25 protein-coding genes are annotated in these 20,439 nt (G+C 66.1%); 10 read left to right on the top strand and 15 right to left on the bottom strand.

The window, feature by feature from the left end; all coding sequences use genetic code 11:
• Nucleotides 1–6: 6 nt before the first annotated feature.
• Nucleotides 7–438, bottom strand: coding sequence for an MAPEG family protein (locus ACO2RV_RS21930; RefSeq protein WP_423296369.1), 432 nt, complete (start codon nucleotides 436–438; stop codon nucleotides 7–9).
• A gap of 49 nt (nucleotides 439–487) precedes the next feature.
• The gene (gene guaB / locus ACO2RV_RS21925; RefSeq protein ID WP_423296368.1) at nucleotides 488–1,978 is read right to left on the bottom strand and encodes an IMP dehydrogenase; all 1,491 of its coding nucleotides are present in this window, start codon (nucleotides 1,976–1,978) and stop codon (nucleotides 488–490) included.
• A 302-nt stretch (nucleotides 1,979–2,280) separates the two neighbouring features.
• Between guaB and ACO2RV_RS21920 the strand changes: the two genes are divergently transcribed.
• Nucleotides 2,281–3,714 carry a DHA2 family efflux MFS transporter permease subunit gene (locus ACO2RV_RS21920; RefSeq protein WP_423296367.1) on the top strand — a complete coding sequence of 478 codons (1,434 nt, stop codon included), beginning with the start codon at nucleotides 2,281–2,283 and terminating at the stop codon, nucleotides 3,712–3,714.
• A 16-nt stretch (nucleotides 3,715–3,730) separates the two neighbouring features.
• On the opposite strand, the gene ACO2RV_RS21915 is transcribed toward ACO2RV_RS21920, so the two are convergent.
• The 3 genes from ACO2RV_RS21915 to ACO2RV_RS21905 form a co-directional block, all read right to left on the bottom strand.
• Complete coding sequence (locus ACO2RV_RS21915) at nucleotides 3,731–4,435, bottom strand: RlmE family RNA methyltransferase (protein ID WP_423296366.1); 705 nt, start codon at nucleotides 4,433–4,435, stop codon at nucleotides 3,731–3,733.
• Nucleotides 4,432–5,595 carry a Ppx/GppA phosphatase family protein gene (locus ACO2RV_RS21910; protein ID WP_423296365.1) on the bottom strand — a complete coding sequence of 388 codons (1,164 nt, stop codon included), beginning with the start codon at nucleotides 5,593–5,595 and terminating at the stop codon, nucleotides 4,432–4,434. The genes ACO2RV_RS21915 and ACO2RV_RS21910 overlap by 4 nt, the downstream gene beginning before the upstream one ends.
• 146 nt (nucleotides 5,596–5,741) lie before the next feature.
• Complete coding sequence (locus ACO2RV_RS21905; RefSeq protein WP_423296364.1) at nucleotides 5,742–6,011, bottom strand: hypothetical protein; 270 nt, start codon at nucleotides 6,009–6,011, stop codon at nucleotides 5,742–5,744.
• Between the two features lie 220 nt (nucleotides 6,012–6,231).
• On the opposite strand from ACO2RV_RS21905, the gene ACO2RV_RS21900 reads away from it, so the two are divergent.
• The 3 genes from ACO2RV_RS21900 to ACO2RV_RS21890 are packed head-to-tail and all read left to right on the top strand — an operon-like array spanning nucleotide 6,232 to nucleotide 7,613.
• Nucleotides 6,232–6,477 (top strand): hypothetical protein, encoded by a 246-nt coding sequence (locus ACO2RV_RS21900; RefSeq protein ID WP_423296363.1) that lies wholly within the window; start codon nucleotides 6,232–6,234, stop codon nucleotides 6,475–6,477.
• Between the two features lie 33 nt (nucleotides 6,478–6,510).
• Nucleotides 6,511–7,413, top strand: coding sequence for a dihydrodipicolinate synthase family protein (locus tag ACO2RV_RS21895; protein WP_423296362.1), 903 nt, complete (start codon nucleotides 6,511–6,513; stop codon nucleotides 7,411–7,413).
• The gene (locus ACO2RV_RS21890; RefSeq protein ID WP_423296361.1) at nucleotides 7,410–7,613 is read left to right on the top strand and encodes a hypothetical protein; all 204 of its coding nucleotides are present in this window, start codon (nucleotides 7,410–7,412) and stop codon (nucleotides 7,611–7,613) included. The genes ACO2RV_RS21895 and ACO2RV_RS21890 overlap by 4 nt, the downstream gene beginning before the upstream one ends.
• Here ACO2RV_RS21890 and ACO2RV_RS21885 read toward each other — a convergent pair.
• From ACO2RV_RS21885 to ACO2RV_RS21845, 9 genes are all read right to left on the bottom strand, one after another.
• Nucleotides 7,595–8,278 (bottom strand): response regulator, encoded by a 684-nt coding sequence (locus ACO2RV_RS21885; protein ID WP_423296360.1) that lies wholly within the window; start codon nucleotides 8,276–8,278, stop codon nucleotides 7,595–7,597. The genes ACO2RV_RS21890 and ACO2RV_RS21885 overlap by 19 nt on opposite strands.
• Nucleotides 8,275–10,971, bottom strand: a complete 2,697-nt coding sequence (locus ACO2RV_RS21880) for a DUF4118 domain-containing protein (protein WP_423296358.1) — start codon at nucleotides 10,969–10,971, stop codon at nucleotides 8,275–8,277. Before ACO2RV_RS21880 ends, ACO2RV_RS21885 begins: the two co-directional genes overlap by 4 nt.
• 12 nt (nucleotides 10,972–10,983) lie before the next feature.
• Complete coding sequence (kdpC, locus tag ACO2RV_RS21875; protein WP_423296357.1) at nucleotides 10,984–11,565, bottom strand: potassium-transporting ATPase subunit KdpC; 582 nt, start codon at nucleotides 11,563–11,565, stop codon at nucleotides 10,984–10,986.
• A gap of 10 nt (nucleotides 11,566–11,575) precedes the next feature.
• Entirely contained in the window at nucleotides 11,576–13,642 is a 2,067-nt protein-coding gene (gene kdpB, locus ACO2RV_RS21870) for a potassium-transporting ATPase subunit KdpB (protein ID WP_423296356.1), read from the bottom strand.
• A 24-nt stretch (nucleotides 13,643–13,666) separates the two neighbouring features.
• Nucleotides 13,667–15,376, bottom strand: a complete 1,710-nt coding sequence (gene kdpA / locus ACO2RV_RS21865; RefSeq protein WP_423296355.1) for a potassium-transporting ATPase subunit KdpA — start codon at nucleotides 15,374–15,376, stop codon at nucleotides 13,667–13,669.
• Nucleotides 15,377–15,417: 41 nt separating this feature from the next.
• Nucleotides 15,418–15,504 (bottom strand): K(+)-transporting ATPase subunit F, encoded by an 87-nt coding sequence (gene kdpF, locus ACO2RV_RS21860; protein WP_423296391.1) that lies wholly within the window; start codon nucleotides 15,502–15,504, stop codon nucleotides 15,418–15,420.
• 3 nt (nucleotides 15,505–15,507) lie between these two features.
• Nucleotides 15,508–15,747: a hypothetical protein gene (locus tag ACO2RV_RS21855; RefSeq protein ID WP_423296354.1), complete on the bottom strand. Its 240-nt coding sequence runs from the start codon at nucleotides 15,745–15,747 to the stop codon at nucleotides 15,508–15,510.
• A 143-nt stretch (nucleotides 15,748–15,890) separates the two neighbouring features.
• On the bottom strand, nucleotides 15,891–17,096 hold the full coding sequence (locus tag ACO2RV_RS21850) for a tyrosine-type recombinase/integrase (protein ID WP_423296353.1): 1,206 nt from the start codon (nucleotides 17,094–17,096) through the stop codon (nucleotides 15,891–15,893).
• Between the two features lies 1 nt (nucleotide 17,097).
• Entirely contained in the window at nucleotides 17,098–17,406 is a 309-nt protein-coding gene (locus ACO2RV_RS21845) for an Arc family DNA-binding protein (protein WP_423296352.1), read from the bottom strand.
• Nucleotides 17,407–17,524: 118 nt separating this feature from the next.
• On the opposite strand from ACO2RV_RS21845, the gene ACO2RV_RS21840 reads away from it, so the two are divergent.
• From ACO2RV_RS21840 to ACO2RV_RS21815, 6 genes are read left to right on the top strand one after another with little or no spacing between them, the layout of a single operon-like run.
• On the top strand, nucleotides 17,525–17,734 hold the full coding sequence (locus ACO2RV_RS21840; protein WP_423296351.1) for a DNA-binding protein: 210 nt from the start codon (nucleotides 17,525–17,527) through the stop codon (nucleotides 17,732–17,734).
• Complete coding sequence (locus ACO2RV_RS21835; protein WP_423296350.1) at nucleotides 17,731–17,985, top strand: hypothetical protein; 255 nt, start codon at nucleotides 17,731–17,733, stop codon at nucleotides 17,983–17,985. Before ACO2RV_RS21840 ends, ACO2RV_RS21835 begins: the two co-directional genes overlap by 4 nt.
• Entirely contained in the window at nucleotides 17,982–18,224 is a 243-nt protein-coding gene (locus ACO2RV_RS21830) for a hypothetical protein (RefSeq protein WP_423296349.1), read from the top strand. The genes ACO2RV_RS21835 and ACO2RV_RS21830 overlap by 4 nt, the downstream gene beginning before the upstream one ends.
• The gene (locus ACO2RV_RS21825; RefSeq protein WP_423296348.1) at nucleotides 18,221–18,976 is read left to right on the top strand and encodes a hypothetical protein; all 756 of its coding nucleotides are present in this window, start codon (nucleotides 18,221–18,223) and stop codon (nucleotides 18,974–18,976) included. Before ACO2RV_RS21830 ends, ACO2RV_RS21825 begins: the two co-directional genes overlap by 4 nt.
• On the top strand, nucleotides 18,963–19,214 hold the full coding sequence (locus tag ACO2RV_RS21820; RefSeq protein WP_423296347.1) for a DUF6074 family protein: 252 nt from the start codon (nucleotides 18,963–18,965) through the stop codon (nucleotides 19,212–19,214). The genes ACO2RV_RS21825 and ACO2RV_RS21820 overlap by 14 nt, the downstream gene beginning before the upstream one ends.
• Nucleotides 19,211–19,471 (top strand): hypothetical protein, encoded by a 261-nt coding sequence (locus ACO2RV_RS21815; protein WP_423296346.1) that lies wholly within the window; start codon nucleotides 19,211–19,213, stop codon nucleotides 19,469–19,471. Before ACO2RV_RS21820 ends, ACO2RV_RS21815 begins: the two co-directional genes overlap by 4 nt.
• A gap of 187 nt (nucleotides 19,472–19,658) precedes the next feature.
• On the opposite strand, the gene ACO2RV_RS21810 is transcribed toward ACO2RV_RS21815, so the two are convergent.
• The coding region (locus ACO2RV_RS21810) for a hypothetical protein (RefSeq protein WP_423296345.1) at nucleotides 19,659–20,439 on the bottom strand (781 nt) is incomplete at its 5' end.

Raw genomic sequence — 20,439 nt, 5'->3', positions numbered from 1 at the left:
ACCTCGTCACGGCATTGCCGGCGAAAGGAGAATGCCCAGCGCGAATATCACCCACATCACGAACAGCACCAGCACACCGACCAGAAAGGACGGAAAGCGCAGGCGGATGTCGTTGCTGGTCACATGGACGAGCGCGTGGGCGATGCGGCTGAGCGTGAAGACCCAGGCGAGCAGCACGAACAACCCATCCGCCTGCCGCGTCACCAGAGCCAGGATCATGACCGTGTAGAACAGCACGGGCAGTTCGAACTGGTTGCGGAAGCAGTTGCCCGCTTGCCGCACCGTCGCCGGCCATCCCGTCTCGTCGATCACCACCCTGTCGTGCTCCACCGCGCAGGCCCGGATCGCCGCGGCCCGCACAATCCCAAGCCGGAGCAGCACCGCGAAGGTGAGCCCGACCTGGACGAAGACGGGAAGCAGAATAGCAGCGACGGACACGGTGCGGAGTTTCTCCTGGAAACCGGATCGGGAAGGAGAATGGGGGCCGTCAGGCCCCGTTCGGATAGTTCGGGCTCTCGCGGGTGATGATCACGTCATGGACGTGGCTCTCGCGCAGCGAGGCGCCGGAGATGCGCACGAACTGCGCCTTCTCGCGGAACTCCGCCAGCGTGCCGCCGCCGACATAGCCCATCGCCGCGCGCAGGCCGCCAGCGAGCTGGTGCAACACGCCGCCGACCGGCCCCTTATAGGCAACTTGCCCCTCGATGCCTTCCGGCACGAGCTTCAGCGTGTCCTTCACCTCGGCCTGGAAATAGCGGTCGGCCGAGCCGCGCGCCATGGCGCCCACCGAGCCCATGCCGCGATACGACTTATAGGAGCGGCCCTGATAGAGGTAGACCTCACCGGGGCTCTCATCCGTACCGGCCAGCAGCGAACCGATCATGGCGCAGTCGGCACCGGCGGCCAGCGCCTTGGCGAGATCGCCGGAATACTTGATGCCGCCATCGGCGATCACCGGCGTGTCGTTCTTGCGGGCCACCTCGACCGCATCGAGGATAGCAGTGAGCTGGGGCACGCCGACGCCCGCGACGATGCGGGTGGTGCAGATGGAGCCCGGCCCGATGCCGACCTTCACCGCGTCTGCGCCGGCATCGATCAGCGCCTGAGCACCTTCGCCGGTGGCGATGTTGCCGGCGAGGATCTGCACTTTGTTGGAGAGCTGCTTGATGCGGCTGACCTGGTCGAGCACCTTGCGCGAATGGCCATGCGCTGTGTCGACGACGACGAGGTCGACGCCCGCATCCACCAGCAGCTCGGCGCGGCGGAAGCCGTCGTCGCCGACGCTGGTCGCCGCGGCGACGCGCAGGCGGCCCTGCTCGTCCTTGGCCGCGTTGGGGTTGGTGACGGCCTTTTCCATGTCCTTGACGGTGATAAGGCCGACGCAGCGGCCCTCGTCGTCCACCACCAGCAGCTTCTCGATGCGGAACTGGTGCAGCAGCCGCTTGGCTTCGGCCTGCTCGACACCCTCGCGAACGGTGACGAGCCGTTCCTTGGTCATCAGCTCGGAGACGAGCTGGCCGGGGTTGGTGGCAAAGCGCACGTCGCGGTTGGTGAGGATGCCGACCAGCTTGCCGCCGCGCCCGTTGGAGCCGCGCTCGACCACCGGAATGCCGGAGATGCCGTGGTTCTTCATCAGCGCCAGCGCATCGGCCAGCGTCTGATCAGGATGAATGGTGACGGGGTTCACGATCATCCCCGACTCGAACTTCTTCACCATCCGCACATGCTCGGCCTGTACTTCCGGGTCGAGATTGCGGTGGATGACGCCGAGGCCGCCGGCCTGCGCCATGGCGATGGCGAGCCGCCATTCGGTGACGGTGTCCATCGCCGAGGAAATGATCGGAATGTTCAGCGAGATCGACCGGGTCACACGCGAGCCGATATCCACCTGACCCGGCATGACGTCGGACAGGCCCGGCTTGAGGAGCACGTCGTCGAAGGTAAGCGCTTCCCGCGCGAGGCCGTCGTATACCGACATCGCCAACTCCCGAATGAGGGCATGCAACGCGCAGCGAACGCGTCAGCCCGATGGATGGGTGACCGAGGCGAGGCGGTTTGCATGGACACCGCACGCCTTCGAGTTGGCGAGGGCTCATACCATGGTGCGGTGTGCTTTCCTAGGCATCTTGGTCTGTGTCGGACGCAATACCGCTGTGCATTCGCAAAAGCCCGTCTCACCCTATCGTGATTGCCCGATGCCGTGGCGGAACCTCTCGTCCGCCTGTGTCGAGCGAGATATATAGCGCCCAGCTCGATTATCCCGTCCCCGCTGGAAGTCCCGTGCGCATCGAACGTCTGGTTCCCCTCATCGTCGCCTGTGCGCTGTTCATGGAACAGCTTGATTCGACGGTGATCGCGACGTCGCTGCCCGCCATCGCCGCCGACCTTCACGAAGACCCGATCTCGCTGAAGCTGGCGCTGACGTCCTATCTGCTCAGCCTTGCCGTCTTCATCCCCGCCAGCGGCTGGTTCGCCGATCGATTCGGCTCACGCACCGTGTTCCGCGCGGCCATCGTGATCTTCACCCTCGGCTCGTTGTTATGCGGGCTCGCGACATCTCTGCCGGACTTCGTCATCTACCGCATCATCCAGGGCATGGGCGGCGCGATGATGGTGCCGGTCGGCCGGCTGGTGATCCTGCGCACCGTACCCAAGGAAGATCTCGTCTCGGCACTGGCCTGGCTGACCGTGCCGGCACTGCTCGGGCCGGTCATCGGTCCGCCGCTGGGCGGCTTCATCACTACCTATTTCGACTGGCGCTACATCTTCTTCCTGAACATCCCGATCGGATTGGCCGGCGTCGTGCTGGCGACGCGCTTCATTCCGGACATACGCGAGGACGACCTCCCGCCCTTCGACTTCCATGGCATGGTTCTGTCGGCGGTCGGCCTCGCCGGACTCGTCTTCGGCTTCGCGCTGCTCGGCCAGCACGCGGTGCAGCCCTGGATCGCGCTTGTCGTGATCACCGTCGGAGCGGTGTCGATGTTCTTCTATGTGCGGCACGCGCGTCATACCGACAGGCCGATCCTGGATCTCTCGCTGCTGAAGATCCCGACCTTCTTCGCCGGCGTGGTGGGCGCCTCGCTGTTCCGCACCGGCATCGGCGCCCTGCCCTTTCTGCTGCCGCTGATGCTGCAGCTCGGTTTCGGCCTCTCGCCCTTCGCCTCCGGTATGATCACCTTTGCCTCGGCAGCGGGCGCGATGACCATGAAATTCACCGCCGCGCCGATCATCCGCGCCTTCGGCTTCCGCCGCGTGCTGATCGTCAATTGCGTCATCGCCTCGGCCTGCATCGGCATGATCGCCTTCTTCCGACCCGACATGCCGCATCTGTTCCTGATCATCGCGCTGCTGTTCGGCGGTTTCTTCCGCTCGTTGCAGTTCACCAGCACCAACGCGCTCTCCTATGCCGACATCTCCAGCGAACAGATGAGTCGTGCCACCAGCTTCGCCAGCGTCGCACAACAGGTCTCGATCTCGACCGGCGTCGCCGTCGCGGCGCTCGTGCTCGACACCCTGCGCAGCGCGCGCGGCGACGGCACGATCCACCTGTTCGACTTCAGCGTAGCCTTCACCGTCGTGGGGCTGATCGCCGTTTGCTCGGTGTTCTTCTTCCTGCGGTTGCCGAAGGATGCCGGCGCCGCGCTGGCCCGCCGGCGGGAAAAGCCGGCGGCACCCTCCGAGGCCCCCAGCGAGATGGGCAGCGCCGCCTGAGAACGGCGACGCCCGCTTAGCCGCCGCGGCCGCGAAAGCCTGTCGCCACCACGTAGAGCTCGGCTGAATCGGCCCGGCTTGCCTGCGGCTTCACATGGCGCACCGTGGCGAAGTCGCGTTTCAATTCCGCGAGCAGCGTGCCTTCCGTGCCGCCCTGGAACACCTTGGCGATGAAGGAGCCGCCGGGCGCCAGCACCTGCCGGGCGAAATCGATGGCGAGCTCGACCAGACCGACGATGCGCAGATGGTCGGTCGCCTTGTGGCCCGTCGTGTTCGCCGCCATGTCGGACATGACGATATCCGCCTCGCCGCCGAGCATTTCCATCAGGCGCTCGGGAGCATCCTCCTTCAGGAAGTCCATCTGGGCGAATTCGACGCCGGTGACCGGATCGATCTCCAACAGGTCGATGGCGACGATCTTGCCGCGTCCCTCTTCCGCCTTGGTGCGCTTCGCGGCAACTTGGCTCCAGCCGCCGGGCGCGGCGCCGAGGTCGACCACGCGGACGCCGGGCTTGAGTAGATTCAGCTTGTCGTCGATCTCGATCAGCTTGAAGGCGGCGCGCGAGCGCCATCCCTCGCGCTTGGCACGGGCGACATAGGGGTCGTTCAGCTGGCGCTGCAGCCACTTCTGTGAGGAGGAGGAGAGCGAGCGGGCCTTCTTCAACCGAACCTTGAGCGGGCGCGCCTCGCCGCCCTTGCGGGCTTCCGGCTTGTCGATCACCTGTCGACCCTCGTCTCGGGCACCGCCCGTTGGCGCCACACGCCGTCGGCTCGCATCAGTTCCACCAATATGCCCTCGCGCAATCCACGGTCGGCGACGCGCAGCCGATCGCAAGGGAAAGCGCGCCGCACCGATTCAAGTATGGCGCAGCCGGCCAGCACAAGATCGGCGCGCTCGGCGCCTATACAGGGATTCGCCGCACGTTCGGAGAACGGCATGGCGATCAGCCGGTCCACCACGACGCGAACCTGCTCCGCCCCGAGCCAGGTGCCGTCGACCTGCGAGCGGTCATAGCGCGGCAGGTCGAGATGCACGCCGGCGATGGTGGTGACCGTGCCGGAGGTGCCGAGCAGATGCAGCCGCCCGCAATTGTGCGGGCCGACCGCCTTCACGAACCCTTCGAGATGCGGGGTGAACTCGTTGACCATCGCCTCGAAATCGTCGCGCGTGACCTTCACGCCGCCATGGCGTTCCGCCACGGTCACGACGCCGAGCGGCACCGAGACCCAGGCGCGGATGACCGCGCTAGGTGGGCCACCGTCGCAGGTCTCGACGCGGTCGAGCCACACGACTTCCGTCGAGCCGCCACCGATATCGAACAGCACGGCGCCATCCGAATAGGGGTCGACCAGCGGCGTGCAGCCGGCCGCGGCGAGGCGCGCCTCGGTCTCGCGCTCGACGATCTCGAGCTTCAGACCCGTCTCGTCCTCGACGCGTTGGATAAAATCGGCGCCGTTCACCGCCGAGCGGCAGGCCTCGGTCGCGATCAGGCGGGCGCCGGCGATGCGTCGATTGCGGATCTTGCTGGCGCAGACGCCCAGCGCATCGACCGCGCGGGTCATCGCCGCCTCGCCGAGCCGGCCGGAGCAGATGAGCCCCTCACCGAGCCGCACGATGCGCGAGAAGGCATCGACGACGCGAAAGCCATTCGCGGTGGGCCGGGCGATCAGCAACCGGCAATTATTGGTACCAAGATCGAGCGCGGCATAGCAGCCCTCGCCGGAGTGCGAGCGGGCATCGGTGCTGTCGGCAGACGATGACGACGCAGACTCGCGACGGCCCCGCCACTGGCGATGGCGCGCGCCTGTCTGTGGCCGATCCTCGCGCGGCGACCTTTCGGCTGCCGGCTGGTCCGCCCAGGTCTGGGTCTCGTCGACCATGTGAGATTCCCCGGCCGAAGCCGTCGACCCCCGGCCGCATGTCGCGACGCGAAAGCCGAATTGTTCAACATTTCATTGGAAATGTAACATCGGGACGCGCCGACGCAATCGACTTCATGACAGCCCTGCGGTGAGAGCGCCTCTCGTCAGGCCACGGCATGGTGGAGCAGCTGAACGCCGTACGCCGGAAACATCAGCCACAGCGCCTCATCCCAGCCGCAGAAGCGATCCGTTTCGAAGCGCTTGCGCCGGACGAAAGCATGCATCGCGGTGAACAGCGCCAGCATGGACAGCATGGCCGACAGCATCATGGGCGTCGGCTCGCGGCTCACCGCGGTCGGCACGAGCGCCAGCGCGATCCTCCACCGAAACCGCCAGAAGGTGCGGTGTGATTCCATATCGGTCCAGGGGGTCAAGAGGCGGCTCCCGGCGGGTGAAGACCCTTCCCATGCCGCGAGGGCGCGTAAGTTCTCCATGCGGTTCTCGCACCCTCCGCATAAGGGCCGCGACGAAACGGGGGCGCCCTTATGCCGGCTTTACGAAGCCGGCCGCATCTTCCCATCGTTCCCTGAGACGGACCGACCTAGCTTTCCACCGCGGCGCACGATCCCGCGCCGTCCAACCCTCTTGGAAAGCATGAGCACTCTGAGATCCAGGACCGTCGCCGGCAAGATCATCGCGGGGATGGCCCCGATCGCCAACCGCATGCGCTTCGCCGTCGGCAAGGACCCGTTCGGACGTTGGGTCGCGCTGGAGGAACATGGCTGGGCCGGCGGCTTCTTCCGGTCGCGCGACGACGCGATCCGCTATGCCCAGCGCGAATGCGGCGGCCAGCCCGATGCGGTGCGCCTGGTACGGCGCCGGCTGCTGCTGCCGTTCTGACGCCAGAAACCCTGCATTTATCGAGAGACCGACATGCTCAGCGGCGTCTTCGTTCCGCTTGTCACCCCCTTTCTCGGAACGGGGCTCGACGAGGATTCCTTCGCCCATCACATTGAAATGCAGCTGGCGGCGGGCGTCAGCGGCCTGATCACCGGCGGCATCGTCGGCGAGGGGCCGACGCTGACCCCGGCCGAGAGCACGCGCCTCATCCGCCTCGCGGTGGAAACGGCGGCGGGGCGCGTGCCCATCATCGCGATGACCGGCACGAACGGCACGGCGACCACCATCGCCGCCACCTGCGCCGCGCATGAGGCGGGCGCATCGGCTGCGCTGCTTGTCACGCCCTACTACAACAAGCCGACACAGGCCGGGCTGTTCGCGCATTTCGAGGCCATCGCCCGCGCCGTCGACCTGCCGCTGATCCTCGGCAACGCGCCCCGGCGCACCAATGTGGCGCTGGCACCGGAGACGATCAATCGGCTCGGGCAATTGCCGTCGATCTTCGCGCTGGTGGACGAAAGCGAGGACGCCGGCCACCAGCGAGCGCTGGCCGATGCCTGCGCCGAGCGCCTGTGGCGCGTCGCGCCGGACTGCAGGACGCCGTTCCTGCCCGGCCTGCGTCCTCCTCGCGCCTGCATCTGCGCCGCCGCCAACATCGCCCCCCGTCTGTGCGTCGAGATCTGGCGGCAGCGTCTTGCCGGCCCTGCCGCATTGCTGCGGAACGGCGTTGCGTCGCTGGACATCCTCCAGCACGCGCTTGACCTCGAACCGGAGCCAGCCGGCGTAAAATACGCCGTCTCGCTGCTCACTCCCACCTTTGGCCCGGCACTACGCCTGCCGTTGACCGAACCCGGCCCGGCCTCGGCCGCTGCCATCCGTGTCGCCGTCGCCGCGCTGGCGCGGCTGCCGCTGCACCAGACGAGCCTTGCCTCATGAAGACGATCTTTCCCGGCCCCCACCCCTATTCGCGCCGCGCTCGTCGCCCTGCCACGCGCTATGCCCGCAGCCACGCGCTGATGACGCGGATCGCCGTCATGCTGAGCCTCGTTTTCGCGCTCGGCATGGTCATCAGCCGTGTCAGCCGGCCCGAGACCGTGCCGCCATCGCAGCCCGGCGTTCAGTCGCCGGTGCGGTAGCCGACGCCCGGCTCGGTGATGATGATCGCGGGATTGGTGGCGTCGGCCTCCAGCTTCGCCCTGAGCTGGCCGATATAGACCCGCAGGTACTGGGTGTCGTGCTCGTTGGCCGGCCCCCAAACCTCGCGCAATATGTGCCGGTGGGTCAGGACCTTGCCCGGATGGCGGGCGAGGAAGGCCAGAAGCTCGAACTCCTTCGGCGTCAGGCGAATCTCCTCGGCCGCGCGCATCACCCTGTGGCGCGGAATATCGATCTCGATATTGCCGATGCGCAGCACCGGCGTCTCGCCCTTCTCCTGCATGCGATGGCGCAGCGCGGCGCGCAGCCGCGCCATCAGTTCGCCCATACCGAAGGGCTTGTTGACGAAATCGTCGGCGCCAAGGTCCAGCGCCTCGATCTTCTCGATTTCGCGGTCGCGCGCGGACAGCACCACGATCGGCACATCCGACCAGGCGCGCAACGAGCGGATCACCTCCTTGCCGTCCATGTCCGGCAGGCCAAGATCGAGGATCACCACGTCCGGCCGCCGGTTGACGACGAGACTGATCGCCTGCGCGCCCGTATCGGCGCGCAGCGGCTCATAGCCGTTCGCGGTCAGCGCCGGCGCCATGAATCGGTGGATCGCCGGCTCGTCGTCGACCACGAGGACGGTCATGGGCCTCATGTCGCGGCCTCCGTGTCCGGGGTCGGTTCCAGCGGCAGGCGCAGGGCAATGCGGGTGCCGTTGCGCTGTCCCGGCGCCGGGCTGCGCGCCGACACGGTACCGCCGTGGGCCTCGACGACTCCCTTGGTGATGGCAAGGCCGAGACCCGAGCCGTCGCCACCATCGCCGGCGGTGCGTGCGGCACGCACGAACTTCTCGAACACATGCGGCAGCGTCTCGGCCGGAATGCCCGGCCCATCATCGGTGACGGCGATGACGAGCTGTCCGTCGATCACCGTGGCCGAAAGCCCGACCCGCGCATTGGTGCCGGCATAGCGCACGGCATTGCCGACGACATTGCCGAGCGCCTGGTCCATCAGGTTCGGGTCCGCGCGCAACAGCGGCAGGTCCGGCGCGGCGGTGACGACGAAACGCTGCGGCGCCCCGCGCTTGCGTGCTGCCGAGACGGCTCGGTTCATCAATTCCACCACGTCGATCCAGTCCTTGCGCAGATCCAGCCCACCGGCCTCCAGCCGGGTCATCGACAGGAGGTTGCGCACCATCTGGTCGAGATTCTCGGCCTCGTCGCGCATCTGCAGCAGGAGGTCGCGCCGCGCCGGCTCGGGAATGTCAGCGCCATAGTCGATGAGGCTGGTCGCCGCGCCAAGGATCGAGGCGAGCGGCGTGCGGAAATCGTGGCTTATCGAGGCGAGCAGTATGTTCCTCACCCGCTCGGTCTCCGCCGCCGTACGCGCATGCGTGACCTCGGCCGAGAGGCGCGTGCGCACCAGTGCCGCCGCCGTCTGCTCCGCCAGCGTGCCGAGAATGCGCTCGCTTTCCGTGTCGAGGACCGGCTCGCCCGCACTGCGTTCGATGCCGACGACGCCGATCGGCGCGCCGGCCTCAGTGCCCGTCAGCGGGCGGAAGAACCAAGGCACGCTCGGCAGCGTCCCGGTTCCCGCTCCGGCCGGCTCGCGATGCTCATAGGCCCACGCCGCGGCGGTCATCGAGCCGGTGTCGAGCCTGTCCTCGGGCGGCCAGGCGGCGGCAATCGTGAGCTCGCCGTGCTCGGCCATGAGGATCACGCTGGCCCGCCCGAAGGCGGCATGCAGTTCCACCGCCGCCGCCTCGGCGACCGACGCGCCGTCCGCCTGCGCGGAGAGCTTGCGGGTGAACTCATAGAGCCGGCGCGTCGCGCGCATGCGCTGCGCAGCGATGCGGGTCTGTTCCCTGCCGCGCCCCGCCAGCGCCGAGATGAGCACCGCGACGATGAGGAACACCAGCAGCGCCAGCAATTCATGCGGGCGCGCGACGGTGAATGTCTCGACCGGATCGATGAAGAAGAAATTGTAGGACAGGAACGACAGCGCCGAGGCGATGATCGCCGGCCAGACGCCATAGAGCAACGCCGGCAGCAGCACCGCCAGCAAATACAGCATCGAGACGTTCGGCAGCGCCACGAAGCGCGTGAGAAACAAACCGATCACCGTCGCGACACCGACAGCCAGCGGGGCGGCGACATAGCCGGCCACCGGACCGAAGGGCGGCAAGCGCAGCCAGCCGCGCCGGGTGCGGTCGGGCGCTTCGGCGGTGACGACATGGATGGCGACGCCGTTCGCTCCCTTCACCAGCGCGTCGGCCAGCGAACCGCGCAGCAGCCCCTGCAAGCTCCGGTGGCGCGCCTTGCCGATGATGATCTGGGTGACATTCTCGAAGCGGGCGAAGCGCAGCAACTCGGTCGGCACATCGGCAGCGACGAGCGGACGAACCTCGGCACCGAGGCTCTCGGCAAGGCGCAGCCCCGCCTCCAGCCGCAGACGATCGCGCGCCGCCATCACATGGCCGGGCCGCTCGACGGTAACGGCGAACCATGCCGCATCCATCAGGTCGGCGAGGCGCTTGGCCTCGCGCACCACGGGCTCGGCCGCCATGTCCGGCCCGACGCAGACCAGCAGGCGCTCGCCCGCGGCCCATGGCCCCTGGATCGCCGAGCCGCGCATGCGCGCGACAAGGTCGCTGTCGACCCGCGCGGCGACCTGGCGCAGGGCGAGTTCGCGCAGCGCCGTGAGGTTCGACGGCTTGAAGAAGCTCTGCACCGCGCGCGAGGCGGTGTCCTCGACATAGACCTTGCCGTCGGCGAGGCGCTTGATCAGCTCGTCCGACGGCAGGTCGACGAGGATGATCTCGTCCGCCTTCTTCAGTGCGGAATCCGGCACGATCTCGCGCACCCTGACGCCACTGATGCGCTGGATGACGTCGTTCAGGCTCTCGACATGCTGGATATTGAGCGTGGTCCACACGTCGATGCCGGCGGCGAGCAGTTCCTGCACGTCCTGCCAGCGCTTGGGATGACGGCTGCCCTCGACATTGGAGTGTGCATATTCATCGACCAGCAGCAAAGCGGGGCGCCGGGTGAGCGCCGCCTCCAGATCGAACTCCGGCACCAGCCGGCCCTTATAGGGGATGCCCTTGCGCGGCAGCTCCTCGATGCCGTCGACCAGTGCCAACGTCTCGGCGCGGCCATGGGTCTCGACGATGCCGATAACGACGTCGCCGCCCGCGGCCTTGAAGGCGCGGGCGGCGGAAAGCATCGCGAAGGTCTTGCCGACCCCCGGCGCGGCGCCGAGGAAGATGCGCAGCTTGCCGCGCGTCTCCCGCTCGGCCGCGGCGAGCAGGGCATCGGGATCGGCGCGCAGCGGTTCCTCGGCACTCATCGGCAGTCCTGCTCAGGAGGGCGGCAGCGCCGGACCTGCTGCGTCGAGCGCGAGGTTGAGGGCAAGCACATTGACACGCGGATCGCCGAAGACGCCTAGCTGGGGTTTCTCTATGTGATCCTCGACAAGGTCGCGTACAAGCGCCTCGTTGACACCGCGGGCCTTGGCGACGCGAGCCACCTGCGCCAGCGCGTTGGCCGGCGAGACATGTGGGTCGAGCCCACTGCCCGAGGTGGTAGCGGCATCGGCGGGAACCACGGCCGGGAAGCCCGCCGCACGGAGCGCATCGGCATCAGCCTTCAACCGGTCGGCCAGCTTGGCGCTGGTCGGGCCGAGATTGGTGCCGGAGGACGCCGCCGCGTCATAGCCGGTGCCGGCGGCCGAGGGACGCGGATGGAAATAGCGGTCCTCGGCGAAGGTCTGGCCGATCAGCGAGGAACCGATGACCTTGCCGTCGCGCTCGATCAGCGAGCCGCGCGCCTGCGCGGGGAACAGCGCCTGCGCGACCTCGACCATTCCGAGCGGATAGGCGAGGCCGGTGAGGCCGGTGAGGGCGATGAGGAGCGTCAGCGCCGGGCGAAGATGGGTGAACATGAATGTCTCCTCAGGCGAGGCCGATTGCGGCGATGACGACGTCGATCAGCTTGATGCCGACGAAGGGCAGCACGATGCCGCCGCCGCCATAGATGGCGAGGTTGCGGGCGAGCACCGTGCCGGCCTCCTGCGCGCGGTACTTCACGCCGCGCAGGGCGAGCGGGATCAGCGCGATGATGATCAGCGCGTTGAAGATGACCGCCGAGAGAATGGCGCTCTGCGGCGAGTGCAGCCCCATCACGTTGAGCAGGCCGAGTTCGGGGATCGCGGCGATGAACAGCGCCGGGATGATGGCGAAGTACTTCGCCACGTCGTTGGCGATGGAGAAGGTGGTCAGCGCACCGCGCGTCATCAGCAACTGCTTGCCGATGCCGACGATCTCGATGAGCTTGGTCGGATCGCTGTCGAGATCCACCATGTTGCCGGCCTCGCGGGCGGCCTGGGTGCCGGACTGCATGGCGACGCCGACATCGGCCTGGGCCAGCGCGGGCGCGTCATTGGTACCGTCGCCGCACATCGCCACCAGCCGGCCGTGACGCTGCTCGGTGCGGATATAGGCGAGCTTGTCCTGCGGCGTGGCCTCGGCGATGAAATCGTCGACGCCGGCCTCGGAGGCGATGGCGGCGGCGGTGATCGGGTTGTCGCCCGTCACCATCACCGTGCGGATGCCCATGCGGCGAAGTTCGGCGAAGCGTTCCTTGATGTCCGGCTTCACCACGTCCTTCAGGTGGATGACGCCGAGCAGACGGCCATTCTCCGCGAGCCCCAGCGGCGTGCCGCCGGAACGGGCGATGCGCTCCACCGCCGCGTCGAAGGCGACGATGCCGGTGCTGGCGCCCGGATCGACCGAGTGGACGAAACGCTTCACCGCATCCACCGCGCCCTTGCGGATGCGCCGCCCGGCGACGTCGACGCCGGAGAGACGGGTCGCCGCGGAGAAGGCGACGAAGGTCGCGCCCTCAAGTGCCGCCGTCTCGGTCGTGATGCCGTATTTCTCGCGGGCGAGGGCGAGGATGGAGCGGCCCTCGGCGGTATCGTCGGCAAGGCTCGCCTGCACGGCGACCAGCGCCGCCTCATGCTCGTTGATGCCGGGCACCGGGATGATCTCGGACGCCATGCGGTTGCCGAAGGTGATGGTGCCGGTCTTGTCGAGCAGCAGCGTATCGACGTCGCCCGCCGCCTCCACCGCGCGGCCCGACATGGCGAGCACATTGTGGCGGATGAGACGGTCCATGCCGGCGATGCCGATGGCCGAGAGCAGGCCGCCAATGGTGGTCGGGATCAGCGTGACCAGCAGCGCGACCAGGATCGGCACCGGCACGTCGGCGGCGGAGTAGCGGCCGAGCCCGGCGAGAGAAATGACGGCGATGAGGAAGATCAGCGTCATGCCGACCAGCAGGACGGAAAGCGCCAGTTCGTTCGGCGTCTTCTGCCGCTCGGCGCCTTCCACCAGCGCGATCATGCGGTCGAGGAAGGAAGAGCCGGGCGCCGCGGTGATCCGCACCACGAGCCAGTCGGAGATAACCGTCGTGCCGCCGGTGACGGCCGATCGGTCGCCGCCGCTCTCGCGGATCACCGGCGCGGATTCGCCGGTGATCGCCGCCTCGTTGACCGAGGCGATGCCCTCGACGATCTCGCCATCGCCGGGGATGAGGTCGCCAGCATCGACCAGCACATGATCGCCGACCTTGAGGTCGAGCGCGGAGATGCGGTCGAAGGCGTCGCGCCTGGCGGGATCGCGCAGGCGTCTCGCGACGGTGTCGGTGCGGGCCTTGCGCAGGCTGTCCGCCTGTGCCCTGCCCCGCCCCTCGGCAATGGCCTCGGCGAAATTGGCGAACAGCACGGTGAACCACAGCCAGGCCATGATCTGGCCGGTGAAGCCGAGCGGATTGCCGACCAGGAAGTCGCGCACGAACAGCACGGTGACGAGCGCCGCGACGACCTCGGTGACGAAGATCACCGGGTTGCGCATCAGCGCCACCGGGTTGAGCTTCACGAAGGCGTCCCGTATCGCCCGGCCGATCAGCTCGGGCGAGGCGAAGGCGGAGCCGGACTTCGCGTGAGTGTGGGTGGACATGGAATGTCTCCGAAACGGCGGGGTTCAGAAGGTCTTGCCGGCCAGCATCTGCACCTGCTCGGCGATGGGGCCGAGGGCGAGAGCCGGGAAGAACTGCAGACCGCCGAGGATGAGGATGACGCCGACCAGCAGGCCGACGAACAGCAGCCCATGCGTCGGGAAGGTGCCGGAGGAGGCGGTGAGCCGGGTCTTGGCGCTGAGCGAGCCGGCGATCGCCATCATCGGCACGATATAGGCGAAGCGTCCCAGCAGCATGGCGAGGCCGAGCGTGGTGTTCCACCAGGGCGAATTGGCCGAGAGACCGCCAAAGGCCGAGCCGTTGTTACCCGCCGCCGAGGAATAGGCGTACAGGATCTCCGACAGCCCATGCGGACCGACATTGCCGAGACCGGCCAGCGCGTCCGGCAGCACGGCCGCCACGGCCGAGAAGCCGAGGATGGCGGTGGGCAGGATCAGCACGGCGAGAATCGCCATCTTCACCTCCTGCGCCTCGATCTTCTTGCCGAGATATTCCGGCGTGCGCCCGACCATGAGGCCGGCCACGAAGACCGCGATGATCGCCATCACCAGCAGGCCGTAGAGCCCCGAGCCGACACCGCCCGGCAGAATCTCGCCGAGCTGGATGAGGAACATCGGCATCATCCCGCCAAGCGGCGTGAAGGAATCGTGCATCGCGTTCACCGCGCCGTCCGACAGGCCGGTGGTGACGGCAGCGAACATGGACGAGGCGGCGAGGCCGAAGCGGACCTCCTTGCCCTCCATGTTGCCTCCCGTCGGATCGAGGCCAGCGGCGACCAGGGAGGGCGTGCCGGCGGCTTCCGCCCAGTAGGCGACGGCGATGCCGGCAACGAGAATGACGGCAACCGTCGCGATCAGCGCGCGTGCCTGCCGACGATCGCCGACGAGACGGCCGAAGGCGAAGACCAGCGCCGTGGAGATGACCAGCATCTGCCAGATCTCGAGCGCGTTGGAGAGCGCGGTCGGGTTCTCGAAAGGATGGGCGGCGTTGACGTTGAAGAAGCCGCCGCCATTGGTGCCGAGCTGCTTGATCGCCATCTGCGAGGCGACCGGGCCCATGGCGATGGTCTGCTGCGCGCCCTCGACCGTGGTCGCGGCCACGGTGGCGTCCATGGTCTGCGGCACGCCCATTCCCACCTGCACCAGGGCGGTGAGGATGGCGAGCGGCAGCAGCACATAGAGCACCGAGCGCGTCACATCGACGAAGAAATTGCCGACCGTCGACGCATTGGAGCGGGCGAAGGCACGCACCAGGGCCACGGCCAGCGCAAGGCCGGTCGCGGCGGACAGGAAGTTCTGCACCGTGAGGCCGGCCATCTGGCTGAACAGGCTCATGGTGGTCTCGCCGCCATAGGACTGCCAGTTGGTGTTGGACACGAAGCTCACCGCCGTGTTGAAGGCGAGATCCGGGCTGACGCCGGCAAAGCCAAGCGGATTATAGGGCAGCAGGCCCTGTAGCCGCAGGATCGTGTAGAGCAGCACCACGCCGGCCGCATTGAAGGCCAGCATGGCAAGCGTATAGGCGAGCGCGCCCTGCTCGCGGCTGGGGTCGACACCGGCGAGGCGGTAGAGACCCCGCTCCACCGGGCCGAGCAACGATGAGAGGAAGGTCGGCTCGCCGGCATAGATGCGCGCCATGTAGCCGCCGAGCGGCACGGCCGCGACGACGACGAGCGCGAGAATAATGGCTATCTGAAGCCAGCCGAGAACGGTCATGGCATTGTTCTTTCTGAGAGAAGCGAAAAGGCGAGGCGCGGTCAGAACTTCTCGGGTCGCAGCAGCGCGGTCACGAGATAGACGGCGAGCGCCAGCGACACGGCAGCGCCGAGGACAAGATCGAACATGGCCTATCCCTTCGACACGGCGCGGGCATAGGCCGACATGGCGATGAAGAAGCCGACGGCTACGGCCAGATAGAGAACATCAAGCATTGCAGCTCTCCCTTTTGGAGCTGCGCGATGATCTAGGCGCCGCACGATAAGCGTTCGATCCGGAATGCGGCACAGGGACATAAAGGAAGCATAAAGCCCGCCGCTTGCCGCGCGGAAGGGCGGCCATGGCAGCACGAGGGCACGGCGCAGGACCATGCCGGCACGGCCATCCGCGTAATCACGGCGTTTGAAGTTTGACCATGAGGTGGCTGGGGGACCAGGATTCGAACCTGGACTAACGGAGTCAGAGAGTTTGAAGACGCCTTACGTTTCCTTACCTCTCGACCTCCATGTCGCGTCTATGTCGCGTTGACCGCTAGAAGACGGCTCTCGGCATCGGCCAAAGCCTGGGCTTCGTCCGCCGCCGGGAACAGGTGCCCATAGGTGTCGAACGTCACCTGAATGCTGGAATGGCCCATGCGCGCCTGGACCGCTTTCGGCGACAGCTCGAGGCCGCCGTCCACCTTCCGATTGATGCACCACGACGCGAACCAATGCCGCAGGGCGTGGAGTCCTGTGTACTTGGCGACCATGACCGGCTGCCCTTCCTCATCCCGCTTGCTCGTCGGCACCGCCACGCCGGCTTTGATCAGCGCCGGCCACAGGCCGCGCTTGATGATGTTCTGGTGCCACTCGACCTTCCCCTCCCCGTTCGGGAACACGAGGTCGAGCTCGCCTTTCGGGCATGCCAGGCGCCATTCCTTCAGCGTGTTCACCACCATGGGCGTCAACGGGATTGTCCGCTGCCCGGCATCCGACTTCGGCATGCCGATGACGTGGTACTTGTCCGCGCGCTGCCGGACGTGGATCTGCGCCTTATCGAGGTCGACATCCGCCCATGTCAGGCCGCGGAGCTCGGAAGCGCGCATGCCGGTGAAGATGGCCGTGACGAGGAACGGCCGGTAGCGGCCTTCAGCCGCCACCAAGATCGCCCTGATCTCCGCCATGGTCGGAATGTCCACTCCGTAGCGGAGGCGCGCCTTCTGGCGCTTCTCCGGCTTTGCGCCACCCTTGCGGCGCTTGGACATCTCGGAAACGGCATTGCGCACGACTAGGCCGCGCTCCTGCGCGTCGCATAGGATGCTGCCGAGGCTCACGGTCACGCGCTTGATCATCGCCGGCGATCGGCCTTGCTCGCGCAATTGCTCCTGGAACGCCCGAACAACCGGCACCGTGATCTTGCTAAGCTTCGTCTCGCCGATCAGCGGCGCGATATGGAGCCGGAGATGCTGGCCATACTGATCGAGCGTCGACCGCTCCAGCCCAGCCGCGTCACAGCTCTTGAGCCAGAGTTCGCCAGCCTCCTTCACCGCCACCGTGGCGCGATCGGCGACATGGACCCCTTCGCGGATCTCGACGTTGGCCGTAGCAGCGAAGGCGTCGGCCTCTTTCTTCTTGGCAAAGGTCTTCAGCCGGCGAGCGCCTTTGGCGTCAACGTAGTCGACGACCCAGGCGGTTTTTTCCTCGCCCTTTGCCGTGGTCCAAGTTCGCTTGCGGACGGACATTTCAGCCCTTTGCCGCTTTAGGCAATTCCTGACCAGATTTTGCAGGCTGCTTGTTCATCTGCCTTAGGGCAGCTACCTGCTGAGAAATTTCTGCTGTCGCGCTCTGAAGTCCATCCACTGCCTGTTTCACAATGGCGCGGATCGCCTCTGTCCGGACGTCGAAAACCGGTTCGTCGAACGTGCCCTGAAGACGCAACACAATCTCACCATTCATTGAACGGCCCGAATCGGTGGCGGCCGTCGCCAATCGATCACGCAGAAGGGCCGGCAGTCGCAGTGTGATGCGCACCTCCTCGTCCGCCGCTGACATCGTCCATACCTCTCCAAATTGCCGACCAGCTCCAATAGCACCAAATCGACACCACGTCTTGACACCATTTTGGTGCGACACCAATATGGTGTCGATTTTGTTAACGGAGCACGCGAAAATGACAACCGTAGAGAACACCGACGACACCCTTCCTCCCCTCGACGTTCGGCACGGCATCAAGGCGCTCGCGGGCTATATCCGGAAGACGGAGCGGCAAACCTACTACTTGGTGACCACGGGCAAGATTCCGGCGCGCCAGATCGGCGGCCGCTGGTCATGGAGCCCCTCGAAAGTCCGCGAAGCTCTGCTTGGGGAGGCCGGCCGATGAAACTGGAGTTCATCTCCGAAACCCACGCCCGCGTTACCGATGACGGCCTGCAGGTGACTACCAGCGAGACGATCCGGGCATCTCGGCCGGACGCGGCGCCAGGCACCATCGACGTTTGCATCTCGATTCAGGGGGTGGAGCAGCCTTGGCCGACCTTCATGCGCCGCCTCGGCTTTTGGACAGTTCATCTCGCAGAGGCCGAAGCTTTGATCGAGCGCAGCCGCGCGGCAACTGGGAGGGTCGCGCAATGACGACGAGCATCGTCAACCGCAACAATATGCGAGCGCTTCGTCTGGTGACAGCGACCAAGGCGCTCGAGGACATCTACCACGAGCACATGACCGGCCCCTGCCTGACCTTTAAAGGGGAGGCTCATTGCGGCTTGCCTGAGGCGCAGGCGAATTTGCTGTGGTTGCTGCTCGACACAGCGGCGAGAGAAGCTCGCGAGCTACAAGCCGAGCTCGAGGCGGCGCCGGAGGACGCGGAGTGAGCGCCCTCTCAGAACGCCTGAGCGCCGCCTTCACCGAGTTCGAAGCCCTCCGGCAAGCACCGGACTTCGATGAAACGACATTCAGTCGGTACGACGCCGACGCTTTCGCGGAGCGCCATGGCCTGGACGGCGACGAGCTATTCGCCATCGTGAAGCACACCCGGCCGAAGGCATCGGCGGACCGGTTCAAATGGCTGGAGGCCGTGAACGCTCGCCGCGACATCGGCGTGCGCGGCCTCAGGACAGCCGTGGCGCTTTTCAGCTTTGCTGACGACACCGGCTTTCCCTTCCCGTCTCAACAGGCTTTAGCTCGTCGCGCAGGCTATCGCGACGACGCCGAAATCCGCCGTGGCCTGGCGTCACTTGTAGCGATCGGAGCGCTGCGTAAGGTGAGAGTGACAAACCTCCCGCCAGAGCTTGCAGCGAAGGCGCTGGGGCCCCGGAAGGCTGGCGGATCGGGTCGGAGCAAGCGGGGAACGGCCTATGCCCTGGTGCCGCCGGCGGAATGGCCTCGAAACGCTCAAACAGGGACGCCATGTCCCTCCCGATACAGGGACACGGTGTCCCTCCTTAACCACCAGGATAAACCTCCACCTGCTTCGCAGGATTCTTCCCATTCTGGGAAGGAGGGAAGGACTGGGAGCGTCGCTCCTAGCGGAACGGTTCTTCTTGGTGTGAGGAAGATAGGTTCAGAAGGCCCTATCTCGGTCCAAGACCCCACGCGCGAGGAGGCCCGCAATGACGCAGCGTGAGACGGCCTGCCAGGTGATCCCCTTCCCCGCAGCAAAACGGACCGGGCGCATTCAGCGCGTCGCAGGCTTCCTGAGCACACAGCGCGGTCGCGGTGGGGAAGCTTACTGGCAGCGCATCACTGACGACATGCATCGCCAGATGACGAAAGCCGGGATCGACCCGGATACGATCGCTCGGGAACTTGAGGAGTTCCGCCGCGCCGTCGCTGGCGCCATGGTCCAGGGAGGCGCTGCATGAGCATGCACTTCACTGTCGCTCGCTACGACATGCCCGTCATCCACCTCGAGGGTGGAGGCGTCAGGCAGGTCTACGACTTCGAGGGCGGAGCGCCCGACGCTTATGTGGTGTGGCGCGGAAAGATCATATGGGGGCTCGCCACGACCTACGGCGCCGCCCTGGCGATGGCTGAAGACTTCGCCCGCCAGAACGCCACCTATGTGGACGATCTGGTGCTCGAGACGATGCCCCCCGAGCGCCGCGCGCGGTGGCCGTGATCGCGGCGTGTCGGCCATCAAGAGCTTGATGCTGTCCAGAACGTGCCCATGCCGCTTTCCGAACACCAGAGCGACGTCCCGGCTCGTCGAGCGGCGCTCGCCGAGCGAGGGAACCATTCGGCAGTCGTGAGGCATGGAACGAGATAGAGGCAGTTGGCGGCGCTGACGGGAGGCGTACGGCCGCTCCCTACCGGCTCTCCGCCCCACCCTCAGCCTCAAGCCTCGCATCGTTTTCGGCAATCCAAGCCTCAAGCTTATCAGTCAGGCCAACCCATACTGTGGAGTGCTCGTACTCAAAGCAATCCATGTTGATGTCCATCAGCTTCAAATGATCGCGTGTGTGTTCCTTCCAGCGATCTCGCAATTCAGTGCAATGTGCGGAACGATCAAGTTTTGAATATCCGAGCAACATGCCATCCATGTTGGGGTGAGCCGATTCGGAAAGATCTGAGTAAATTCTTGCGATTCCTGAATAAACTTTGTCAACGTGCGCTATGATTGTCATAATATTTATAGCTGCAATCTCGCCCGAATTGCTGCGAGAACCTAGGAGTAATCTTGAGGTCTTGTCCGAAAAATCCTTGAATGATATTCTTTCGTCTAATGTGTCTTTAATAATTATGTTTAAATAGTACAATATGGCGGACGTTTCTATGGCGCTCCGTAACAATATTCTGGCGCCAAGCCCTCTGCAGTTTTTGTATAATTCATGTGATTGAGTCATTAGATCTAGGAATCGCCAGAATATTACTTCCCGGAGAACCACAGAACGGAATGGGGCCTTCCACTTGTACGCTACCGGATTGCGGGCAAGTAGGCCGGCGACTTCAATGCGGTCCTCTAACAGCCCGTTGACGAAGTCGCATTCGCCTGATTCCGTCTGAACATCGCGATTCGGACGGGGGCGTGTGAGATGGCGATGCGGCGGGAGACCGGGTCTCAGGGTGATCTGGTCGTGACATGGGCTG

The organism is Ancylobacter sp. VNQ12 (assembly GCF_049445835.1).
Taxonomy (GTDB): Bacteria; Pseudomonadota; Alphaproteobacteria; order Rhizobiales; family Xanthobacteraceae; genus Ancylobacter.
This window is presented reverse-complemented; position numbering and strand designations above follow the sequence as displayed.

Coding starts and splice junctions, on each gene's coding strand:
- guaB (WP_423296368.1), bottom strand. CDS start 1,978: ATGTCGGTATACGACGGCCTCGCGCGGGAAGCGCTTACCTTCGACGAC.
- ACO2RV_RS21910 (WP_423296365.1), bottom strand. CDS start 5,595: ATGGTCGACGAGACCCAGACCTGGGCGGACCAGCCGGCAGCCGAAAGG.
- ACO2RV_RS21900 (WP_423296363.1), top strand. CDS start 6,232: ATGAGCACTCTGAGATCCAGGACCGTCGCCGGCAAGATCATCGCGGGG.
- ACO2RV_RS21895 (WP_423296362.1), top strand. CDS start 6,511: ATGCTCAGCGGCGTCTTCGTTCCGCTTGTCACCCCCTTTCTCGGAACG.
- ACO2RV_RS21890 (WP_423296361.1), top strand. CDS start 7,410: ATGAAGACGATCTTTCCCGGCCCCCACCCCTATTCGCGCCGCGCTCGT.
- ACO2RV_RS21885 (WP_423296360.1), bottom strand. CDS start 8,278: ATGAGGCCCATGACCGTCCTCGTGGTCGACGACGAGCCGGCGATCCAC.
- ACO2RV_RS21880 (WP_423296358.1), bottom strand. CDS start 10,971: ATGAGTGCCGAGGAACCGCTGCGCGCCGATCCCGATGCCCTGCTCGCC.
- kdpC (WP_423296357.1), bottom strand. CDS start 11,565: ATGTTCACCCATCTTCGCCCGGCGCTGACGCTCCTCATCGCCCTCACC.
- kdpB (WP_423296356.1), bottom strand. CDS start 13,642: ATGTCCACCCACACTCACGCGAAGTCCGGCTCCGCCTTCGCCTCGCCC.
- kdpA (WP_423296355.1), bottom strand. CDS start 15,376: ATGACCGTTCTCGGCTGGCTTCAGATAGCCATTATTCTCGCGCTCGTC.
- kdpF (WP_423296391.1), bottom strand. CDS start 15,504: ATGTTCGATCTTGTCCTCGGCGCTGCCGTGTCGCTGGCGCTCGCCGTC.
- ACO2RV_RS21855 (WP_423296354.1), bottom strand. CDS start 15,747: ATGGTCCTGCGCCGTGCCCTCGTGCTGCCATGGCCGCCCTTCCGCGCG.
- ACO2RV_RS21850 (WP_423296353.1), bottom strand. CDS start 17,096: ATGTCCGTCCGCAAGCGAACTTGGACCACGGCAAAGGGCGAGGAAAAA.
- ACO2RV_RS21845 (WP_423296352.1), bottom strand. CDS start 17,406: ATGTCAGCGGCGGACGAGGAGGTGCGCATCACACTGCGACTGCCGGCC.
- ACO2RV_RS21840 (WP_423296351.1), top strand. CDS start 17,525: ATGACAACCGTAGAGAACACCGACGACACCCTTCCTCCCCTCGACGTT.
- ACO2RV_RS21835 (WP_423296350.1), top strand. CDS start 17,731: ATGAAACTGGAGTTCATCTCCGAAACCCACGCCCGCGTTACCGATGAC.
- ACO2RV_RS21830 (WP_423296349.1), top strand. CDS start 17,982: ATGACGACGAGCATCGTCAACCGCAACAATATGCGAGCGCTTCGTCTG.
- ACO2RV_RS21820 (WP_423296347.1), top strand. CDS start 18,963: ATGACGCAGCGTGAGACGGCCTGCCAGGTGATCCCCTTCCCCGCAGCA.
- ACO2RV_RS21815 (WP_423296346.1), top strand. CDS start 19,211: ATGAGCATGCACTTCACTGTCGCTCGCTACGACATGCCCGTCATCCAC.